Raw genomic sequence first — 8,013 nt, forward strand, 5'->3', positions numbered from 1 at the left:
GCGGCTTCGGCGACCGCAGCCCGCGCCCCGAAGGTGACCGCCCGGCCCGCCCCTACGGTGACCGCCCCGAGCGCGGCGAGCGCGCACCCCGCCCGGAAGGCGACGCCCGCCCGCCGCGCCACGAGCGCAAGCAGTGGTCCGGCGAACCCCGCCCGGCCCCCGCCCCTGCCGAACCCCAGCGCGACGACGGCACCCTGCGCCTCTCCAAGCGCATGGCCGAGCTCGGCCTGTGCTCCCGCCGCGAGGCCGACGAATACATCGAGAAGGGCTGGGTCCGGGTGGACGGCCGCGTCATCAGCGAACTCGGCGCCCGCGTCAGGCCCGAGCAGGCCATCGAGCTCGACCGCCGCGGCCAGACCGTCCAGGACCGCCGCGTCACCATCCTCCTCAACAAGCCGGTCGGCTACGTCTCCGGCCAGGCCGAGGACGGCTACGAGCCGGCCAGCGTGCTCATCACCGCCGAGAACCGCTGGGCCGAAGACCCCTCCGAGACGCGCTTCCTCAACACCCACCACCGGGGCCTGGCGCCCGCCGGCCGGCTCGACATCGACTCCATCGGCCTGCTGGTGTTCACGCAAGACGGGCGGATCGCCCGGGCGCTGATCGGCGAAGACTCCGCCATCGAGAAGGAATACCACGTGCGCGTCGAAGGCACGCTCGACGCCGAGGGCCTCAGGCTGCTCAACCACGGCCTGTCCCTCGACGGCGAGGCGCTGCGCCCGGCCAAGGTCAGCTGGCTCAACGAAGACCAGCTCCGCTTCGTGCTGCGCGAAGGCAAGAAGCGCCAGATCCGCCGCATGTGCGAGCTCGTCGGCCTCAAGGTGGTCGGCCTCAAGCGGGTGCGCATCGGGCGTGTGATGCTGGGCAACCTGCCCCCCGGCCAGTGGCGCTACCTGGCCACCAACGAGCTATTCTGACGCATCGCCTCCGCCCGCCGCCGACCATGCCCGACATCCGCCATCTCGACTTTCGCCGTCTCGTCTCCACGCTGCTGCTCGTCGTCGGCCTCACCGCCGCCGGCAGCGGCTTCGCGGACGACGCGCGGCGCTACGAGGGCCTGCTGCTGCCCGACGACTTCGGCGGGCCCGTCTCGATGAGCATCGAGCTGCGCAAGCTGCAGGGCCTGCTGGTCGGCGAGTTCAAGGCCGAGTCGCCCTACGCGGGCAACGGCCGCGTCACCTCGGGCGACATGAACGGCAGCAAGTGCGACTTTCACGTGCAGACCGGCGCCGGCCCCGTTCTCCACCTTTCCGGCACCTGCACGGCGAACATCTTCGAAGGCAAGTACCGCCAGGCCGAACGCAGCGACGCGGGTTCACGGGGCAGCTTCCGGCTGATGAGCAAGCCGGCCGACGAGGCCGACGACACCCAGTCGGCCGCGGCCCGCAAGTCCGCCGCGCCGGCCTCGGTGACCCAGTGCATCGAAGCCAACACCCGCTGCCTGCTCAGCTGCCCGCAGGCCGACCCGGACGCGGCCTTCCTGTGCGCCAGCCAGTGCCGCAGCCGCTTCAAGAGCTGCAAGAGCCGCGCCGCGTTGCGCTGAGCCCGCCCGCGCGCAGCCGCGAATCAGGTTCGCGCGCGCGCCGGGTGCCGGTATAATCCGCCGTTTTTCCTTATTCCTCAGGGCTTTGACCATGGAAGCAGAACGCCTCAACGCCATCTCCAACAAGCTCGCCGACCTCAAGGCCCGAGAGCTCGAACTTCGGAGGTATCTTTGACTACGATTCCAAGGCTGAGAAGCTGATCGAAGTCAGCAAGCAACTCGAAGACCCCGACATCTGGAACGACGCCGCGCGCGCCCAGGAGCTCGGCAAGGAGAAGAAGACCCTCGAAGGCGTCGTCGTGACGCTCGCAGAGATAGACCAGGGCCTCGCCGACTGCCGAGACCTCTTCGAGCTCGCCTCCACCGAGGACGACGAAGACACCATGCAGGCCGTCGAAGCCGACACCGCCGCCCTCGAGGGCCGGGTGGACGAGCTCGAATTCCGCCGCATGTTCAACAACCCGATGGACGGCAACGCCTGCTTCATCGAGATCCAGTCCGGCGCCGGCGGCACCGAGGCCCAGGACTGGGCCGGCATGCTCGAGCGCATGTATCTGCGCTACGCCGAACGCAAGGGCTTCAACGTCGAGCTGCTCGAAGAGTCCGAAGGCGAAGTGGCCGGCATCAAGAGCGCCACCATCAAGGTCGGCGGCGAGTACGCCTACGGCTTCCTGCGCACCGAGACCGGCATCCACCGCCTCGTCCGCAAGAGCCCCTTCGACTCCAACGCCCGCCGCCACACCAGCTTCTGCTCGGTGTTCGTGTTCCCCGAAGTCGACGACTCGATCGAGATCGAGATCAACCCCGCCGACGTTCGCACCGACACCTACCGCGCCTCCGGCGCCGGCGGCCAGCACATCAACAAGACCGACTCCGCGGTGCGTCTCACCCACGTCCCGTCGGGCATCGTCGTGCAGTGCCAGAACGACCGTTCCCAGCACCGCAACAAGGACGAAGCCTGGTCGATGCTGCGCGCCCGCCTCTACGAGCTCGAGCTGCGCAAGCGCCAGAGCGAGCAGCAGAAGCTCGAAGACTCCAAGAGCGACATCGGCTGGGGCCACCAGATCCGCAGCTACGTGCTCGACCAGAGCCGCATCAAGGATCTGCGCACCAGCTACGAAGTCGGCAACACCCAGGCCGTGCTCGACGGCGACCTGGATGGCTTCATCCAGGCCAGCCTCAAGCAGGGCGTCTGAAGCATGTGATGGACGCGCGGCACAGGAGGCACCCCGGGTGCCTCCTGTGCCGTCCACGCCGGGCGGGTTCCGGCGCCACGCGCCAGCTCACCCGCTCAACCCCATCGTCCGCCCCCCTCGACACCTAGCCTGCCCATGCTCCGCCTATTCACCTGGCTCGTGGCCTGCGCCCTCGCGGCCGTCGTCGCCCTCGCAGCGCTGCTCTTCCAGGCCGTCGACGCCACGCCCCTGGTGCCGCCCCCCGCCGAGCTGTCGGCGGCGAGCTTCAAGCGGGTGAAGGGCATCCTGCGCGCCAACGACCCACGGTATCTGCCGCCCGGCGCGAGCCGCGAAGTCCGCATCGCCGGGCCCGAGCTGCAGGCCCTCCTCGACTTCGCCGCCCGCCACGGCCTGCCGGGCAGGGCCGCCATCCAGCTGCGCGAAGGTGGCGCCGAACTCCGCTACACCTGGCCGCTGCCGGCGGGCCTCGCCCCCGGGCAGCACCTCAACGCCAGCGCCGCGCTGGCGGCCGACGGGCGCATCGACGTGCTCCAGCTGGGCCGCGTCGCCCTGCCCGGCGCCCTCGTCACCTTCGCCCTCGACGCGGGCCTGCGCGTCAGCGCCTTCGCCCCCGAGTTCGCGCAGCTCAAGCGCAGCGTGTCGCGGGTCCGCCTGGCCCCGGACGCCCTGCGCCTCACCTACACCTGGCAGCCGGCGCTCCTCGCCTCGGCCCGCGCGCTGGCCCTCACCCCGGCCGAACAGCAAGGCCTCACCGCCGCCCACGAGCGCCTGGCGGACGTGATGAACCGGGTCGGCGAAGGCCGCCGCCAGGCCGAGCTCGCCGACGTCCTCGGCCCGATCCTCCTCGAGGCCGGCGAGGAGGCCGGCCCGGACGGGCGCACCGCCGCCTACCGGCACGCCCTCCTCGTCATCGCCGCCCAGCTCTCCGGCAAGAACATCGCGCTGCTGGTGCCGACGATCCAGCGACAACCCCGGCCGTTGATCCTCACCCTGCAGGGCCGCCACGATCTCGCCCAGCACTTCGCGATCTCCGCGGCGCTGGCCGCCTGGGCCGGCGAGCCGCTGGCCAACACCGTCGGCCTCGACAAGGAGGTCGACGACGCCCGCGGCGGCAGCGGCTTCTCGTTCGCCGACCTGGCCGCCGACCGCGCCGGCACCCGCTTCGGCGAGCTGGCCGTGCGCCAGCCCGCCCGCCTCGCCGCCGCCCTCGCCGGCGGGCTCGGCAGCGAGGCGATCATGCCCGCCACCGACGGCCTGCCCGAGCCCATGCAGACCGACGAATTCCGGCGCCGCTTCGGCCGCGTCGGCAGCGCCGCTTACCAGCAAGTCGCCGACGACATCGAGCAGCGCATCGCCGCCCTCGCCCTGTTCAGCCCCGCCCCATGACCGAAGCCCGCCTCGACGAGATCCTGGCCCCCGGCGTCGCCCCCGACGAGGTGCCCGAGCTCGCCCCGCTGCTCCAGGCCCGCCCGCTGCTGGCCGCCTTCAGCACCCTCTTCCACGGCAGCGAGGCCGAGGTGCTGATGCGCCTGCTGGTGCTGCGCGAGATCGGCCGCGAGACCGACGCCCCGCGCTGGGGCCCCGACCAGCTGCGCCAGCGCTTCGCCTTCCTCGACCCCGTGAAGCTCGAAACCGTGCTGCGCCGCCTGCGCGGCAACGGCCTCCTCGAGATCGGCGACGACAACCGCTACGCCCTCTCCGACCTCGGCCGCAACGCGGTGGCCGCCATCGGCATGCTGCTCGGCTTCGCCGCCGAGGACGACCTCGAGCTCGGCTTCCTCACCACCCAGCTGGCCGGCCAGACGGCGATGGGCAACGTGACGCCCGAGAGCCTCGGCCACCTGCTCGGCAAGCTCAACGACCTCGCCTGGCACTTCGAGGACGCCATCGCCTCGGGCTCCGAGTTCCGCATCTCCGACGCCCGCCGCCGCCTGTCCGCCAACACCCGCTGGATCGAGAAGGGCACCGAGGTGCTGCGCCAGCTCCTGGCCGACCCGGACGTCTCCTTCGAGCTCGCCCGGGTCGCCCAGCGCATCGGCCTCGCCCAGTCGCGCCTGGCGCGGGTCGACGCCGCCTTCCAGCGCGCCCTCAACAAGATCGAGGCCCAGCGGGTCACCCTGGGCGGCTCGGGCATCTCGTCCTCCGACGTGGCCGGCTGGCTGCGCCGCCAGGACGTCCGCCACCTCGCCGGGCTGGCCGCTGGCGTGCTCGCCCCTGCGCCCGAGCTCACACTGCTCGCCGGCGGCCACGAGCTCCTCGACCGGGCCGAGCTCACCCTCTCCGACGAAGCCCGCCAGATCGAGGCCGACACCGCCCTGCCGCCCTTTGAAGCCGCCCCCCGCCGCGCCGAGCCCGAGCCCGAAGACCTGCGCCTGCTGCAGCACTTCAGCCAGCGCCTGGCCCGCCTCGCCGAGCCTGGCCACGCCCCCGAGACCCTCGCCGCGCTGGTCTCCGGCGGCGGCTTCCCGGCCGCCAGCTACCGCCTGTCGCTGCTCGCCCTGCTCGCCGACGCCGGCGCCGAGGGCGAATCCAACGCGCCCGCCGACGGCCCGATCGGCGACTTCATGCGCCTGCCCCTCGACGTGCACTTCGACGCCGCCACCGTGGCCGTCGGCAGCGACGAGATCGCCACCATGTCGGCCGGCCTCGTCGGCGCCCACGGCAGCCTGCCCGCGCCCCAAGCCGTACCCGTCCTCGACGCCACCGCCCTTCCCCCGGACGAAGCCTGATGGAACACCCCGCCCGCACCCTCACCGCCCGCCTGCTGGCCAGCCGCAGCCTGCCGCGCACCGACCCGCAGGTGCGCCGCGCGCTGGTCGACGAAGCCTTCCGCGCCGAGCTCGAAGCCCGCCTCGCCGCCGTCGGCCTGCAGCTCATCGACAACCCCTACGCCGAGCACGTGGCGGTGGCCCTCGCCGACGATGTGCACGAACCCGTCTTCGGCGCCGGCCGCGAATACGCCGCCAGCAACATCGGTCTCACCCGCGACCAGATCGCCCTGCTGGTGATCATCTGGGCGCTCATCGTGCTGCCCAAGCGCGAACGCCAGGTCAACCGCCAGAAGCTCATCGACGACGGCCAGCACGACATGTTCGGCCAGGAAGCCCCACTGCCCCACGGCGAGGAGGTCGCCGGCAGCCTGTCGGAAGCCTCGCTGCTGGCCGACTTTGCGCCGGTGCTCGGCCACAAGACCTACGTGCAGGGCAAGCTGCTGTCGCGCCTCGCCCAGCTCGGCTTCATCGAGCGGCGCGGCGGGCTGATCTTCGAGGGCCCGCTCCTCGACGTGCTGCTCGACTACCGCCTGCTCGCCGACCGCATCATCCACGGCACCCTCGGCGAAGTGCTCGCCCAGGCCGGCCACCCGCTGCCCGACTCCGACGGCGCCGACGAAGGCCTCTGACATGTTCCACATCAAGCAGCTCGAACTCGTCCACTGGGACTACTGGCGCCGCTTCAGCCTGCCCCTCGACGCCCAGATCATCACCATCGTCGGCCCCAACGGCTCCGGCAAGACCACCCTGCTCGACGCCCTGCGCACCCTGTTCGGGTTACGCTGCTCGGGCAAGCGCGACTTCCGCCGCTACGTGCGCCGCGCCAACCGCAGCTTCGCGTGGATCCGCGCGGTGGTCGCCAACCGGCCGGGCAGCACCGGCAAGCGGCCGTTCTTTCCGTGCCTGAAGGACGAGGTCACGCTGGCCTGCCGCATCCGCCGCGCCGGCGGCGACTGGACCCGCGACTACGCCATCGCCGACGGCGACATCTCCATCGAGGCCCTCGAAGCCAACGCCGACAAGGCCGTCGAGTGGGTCGGCTACCGCGACTACCAATCCCGCCTCGCCTGGGGCGGCCTCACCCCGGCCATCGCCAAGGTGCTCGCGCTGGAGCAGGGCGACACCGACAAGCTCTGCGAATACTCGCCCAAGGCGCTCCTCGAGCTGGTCTTCGACGTCTTCGGTGACAAGGAGGTGCTCGACAACTACGCCGCCGCCCGCGAAGAACAGAACAACGCCGAGCGCGAGCTCTCCGCCCTCGGCCTCGACCTCGACCGCCTGCGCGCCCAGGCCGAAGCCAAGCGCCTCGAGGCCGACCGCTACCTCGAATGGAAGCAGCTCAACGACGAAGCCCTGGCCCTCGAAAGCGAGATCGTGCCCCGCCTCGAAGTGGCCGAACTCATCCGCGACATCGCGCTGGCCCGGGGCGAGATCGCCCGCAGCCGCGCCGACCGCGCGCAGAGCGAGGCCGAACTCGCCGCCCTCAGGCAGCGCAGCGCAGCCGTCGAAGCCGAAAAGGCCGCCGCCGAGTCCGCCCGCAACGCCGCCCGCCAGCGCGACCTCGACGCCGAAAAAGACCACCTCGCCGCCCACGACGACGTGCGCGACTTCGACAAGCTCCTCGCCGAGCGCAGCGCCCTGCGCGCCCGCCTGGCCCGCGAGGCCGGCGACGCCGCCGTCGATCTGCAGGCCGAATACGCCAAAGCCGACGTCCGCCTGCTGCACCTGCAGCGCCAGGAGCGCGAGGCCATCGCCGCCTTCGAAGAGAAAACCGCCCAGCTGCGCGCCACCCGCGACCACCGCGGCCCGCCCGGCGACCCCGAGGTCAGCCGCTTCCGCGCCCGCCTCAGCGAGGCCGGCATCGCCCACCGGGCGCTGGCCGAGATCGTCGAGGTCACCGACCCCGCCTGGCAAGGCGCCGTCGAGGCCGTGCTGCGCCCCTACCGCCACGTGCTGCTGCTCACCCGCGAACAGGATCGCCACGCCGCCTGGGCCCTGGGCGAAGCCGAACGCTTCCGCCACTTCATCGTTCCCGAGCTCGAGCCCGCGCCGCCGCCCGCCCGCGGCTCGCTGGCCGAGGTGATCCGCTTCGCCGACGCCGTGCCGCGCTGGCTGGCCGACCTGCTCGGCCGCATCCAGCGCGTCGACGACACCGACGCCGCCCGCCGCCCGCCCCGCGAGACCGAATGGATCACCCGCGACGGCTACCACCGCGAGCGCCGCGGCGCCCGCCACCTGGGCAAGCCCGCCGACTTCCACTTCGGTGAGCTGGCCCGCAGCGCCCGCCTCAAGCAACTCGATGCCGACATGCACAGCATCGACGCGCGGCTACAAAAGCTGCGCCCCGAGCTCGACGCCGCCAAGGAAGAAGCCGACGCCCTGCGCGCCCGCCTCCACGGCATCGAGGCCGCCCAGCTGCTGGCCGCCCGCGCCGAAGCCTTCGACGCCGCCGAGGCCGCGCTGCCCGCCGCCCGCGCGCGCCTCACCGCCGCCATCGCCGCCC

At 72.3% G+C, this 8,013-nt stretch carries 7 protein-coding genes; all 7 read left to right on the forward strand.

All coding sequences use genetic code 11. The annotated features are described in order from the left end of the window. Positions 1 to 917 (forward strand): pseudouridine synthase (locus tag ZRA01_RS19360; RefSeq protein ID WP_141355016.1); only part of this gene is annotated, 917 nt, incomplete at its 5' end. Between the two features lie 26 nt (positions 918 to 943). Beyond that, positions 944 to 1,543, forward strand: a complete 600-nt coding sequence (locus ZRA01_RS19365) for a hypothetical protein (RefSeq protein WP_141355017.1) — start codon at positions 944 to 946, stop codon at positions 1,541 to 1,543. A gap of 91 nt (positions 1,544 to 1,634) precedes the next feature. Then, positions 1,635 to 2,739 (forward strand): peptide chain release factor 2 gene (gene prfB / locus ZRA01_RS19370; protein WP_141355018.1). Its coding sequence is split into 2 segments (ribosomal slippage): positions 1,635 to 1,715 and positions 1,717 to 2,739, totalling 1,104 coding nucleotides; the frame shifts between segments, so codons are not numbered across the junction. A gap of 135 nt (positions 2,740 to 2,874) precedes the next feature. Beyond that, positions 2,875 to 4,125, forward strand: coding sequence for a hypothetical protein (locus ZRA01_RS19375; protein ID WP_141355019.1), 1,251 nt, complete (start codon positions 2,875 to 2,877; stop codon positions 4,123 to 4,125). After that, a complete protein-coding gene (locus ZRA01_RS19380; protein WP_141355020.1) occupies positions 4,122 to 5,468 on the forward strand; it encodes a hypothetical protein in 1,347 nt (448 codons plus the stop codon). The genes ZRA01_RS19375 and ZRA01_RS19380 overlap by 4 nt, the downstream gene beginning before the upstream one ends. Then, the gene (locus ZRA01_RS19385) at positions 5,468 to 6,139 is read left to right on the forward strand and encodes a hypothetical protein (RefSeq protein ID WP_141355021.1); all 672 of its coding nucleotides are present in this window, start codon (positions 5,468 to 5,470) and stop codon (positions 6,137 to 6,139) included. The genes ZRA01_RS19380 and ZRA01_RS19385 overlap by 1 nt, the downstream gene beginning before the upstream one ends. A 1-nt stretch (position 6,140) precedes the next feature. Then, on the forward strand, positions 6,141 to 8,013 hold a 1,873-nt coding region (locus ZRA01_RS19390), incomplete at its 3' end, for an ATP-binding protein (protein ID WP_141355022.1).

It is taken from the genome of Zoogloea ramigera (assembly GCF_006539865.1).
Classification (GTDB): domain Bacteria; phylum Pseudomonadota; class Gammaproteobacteria; order Burkholderiales; family Rhodocyclaceae; genus Zoogloea; species Zoogloea ramigera.

Coding starts and splice junctions, on each gene's coding strand:
- ZRA01_RS19365 (WP_141355017.1), top strand. CDS start 944: ATGCCCGACATCCGCCATCTCGACTTTCGCCGTCTCGTCTCCACGCTG.
- ZRA01_RS19380 (WP_141355020.1), top strand. CDS start 4,122: ATGACCGAAGCCCGCCTCGACGAGATCCTGGCCCCCGGCGTCGCCCCC.
- ZRA01_RS19385 (WP_141355021.1), top strand. CDS start 5,468: ATGGAACACCCCGCCCGCACCCTCACCGCCCGCCTGCTGGCCAGCCGC.
- ZRA01_RS19375 (WP_141355019.1), top strand. CDS start 2,875: ATGCTCCGCCTATTCACCTGGCTCGTGGCCTGCGCCCTCGCGGCCGTC.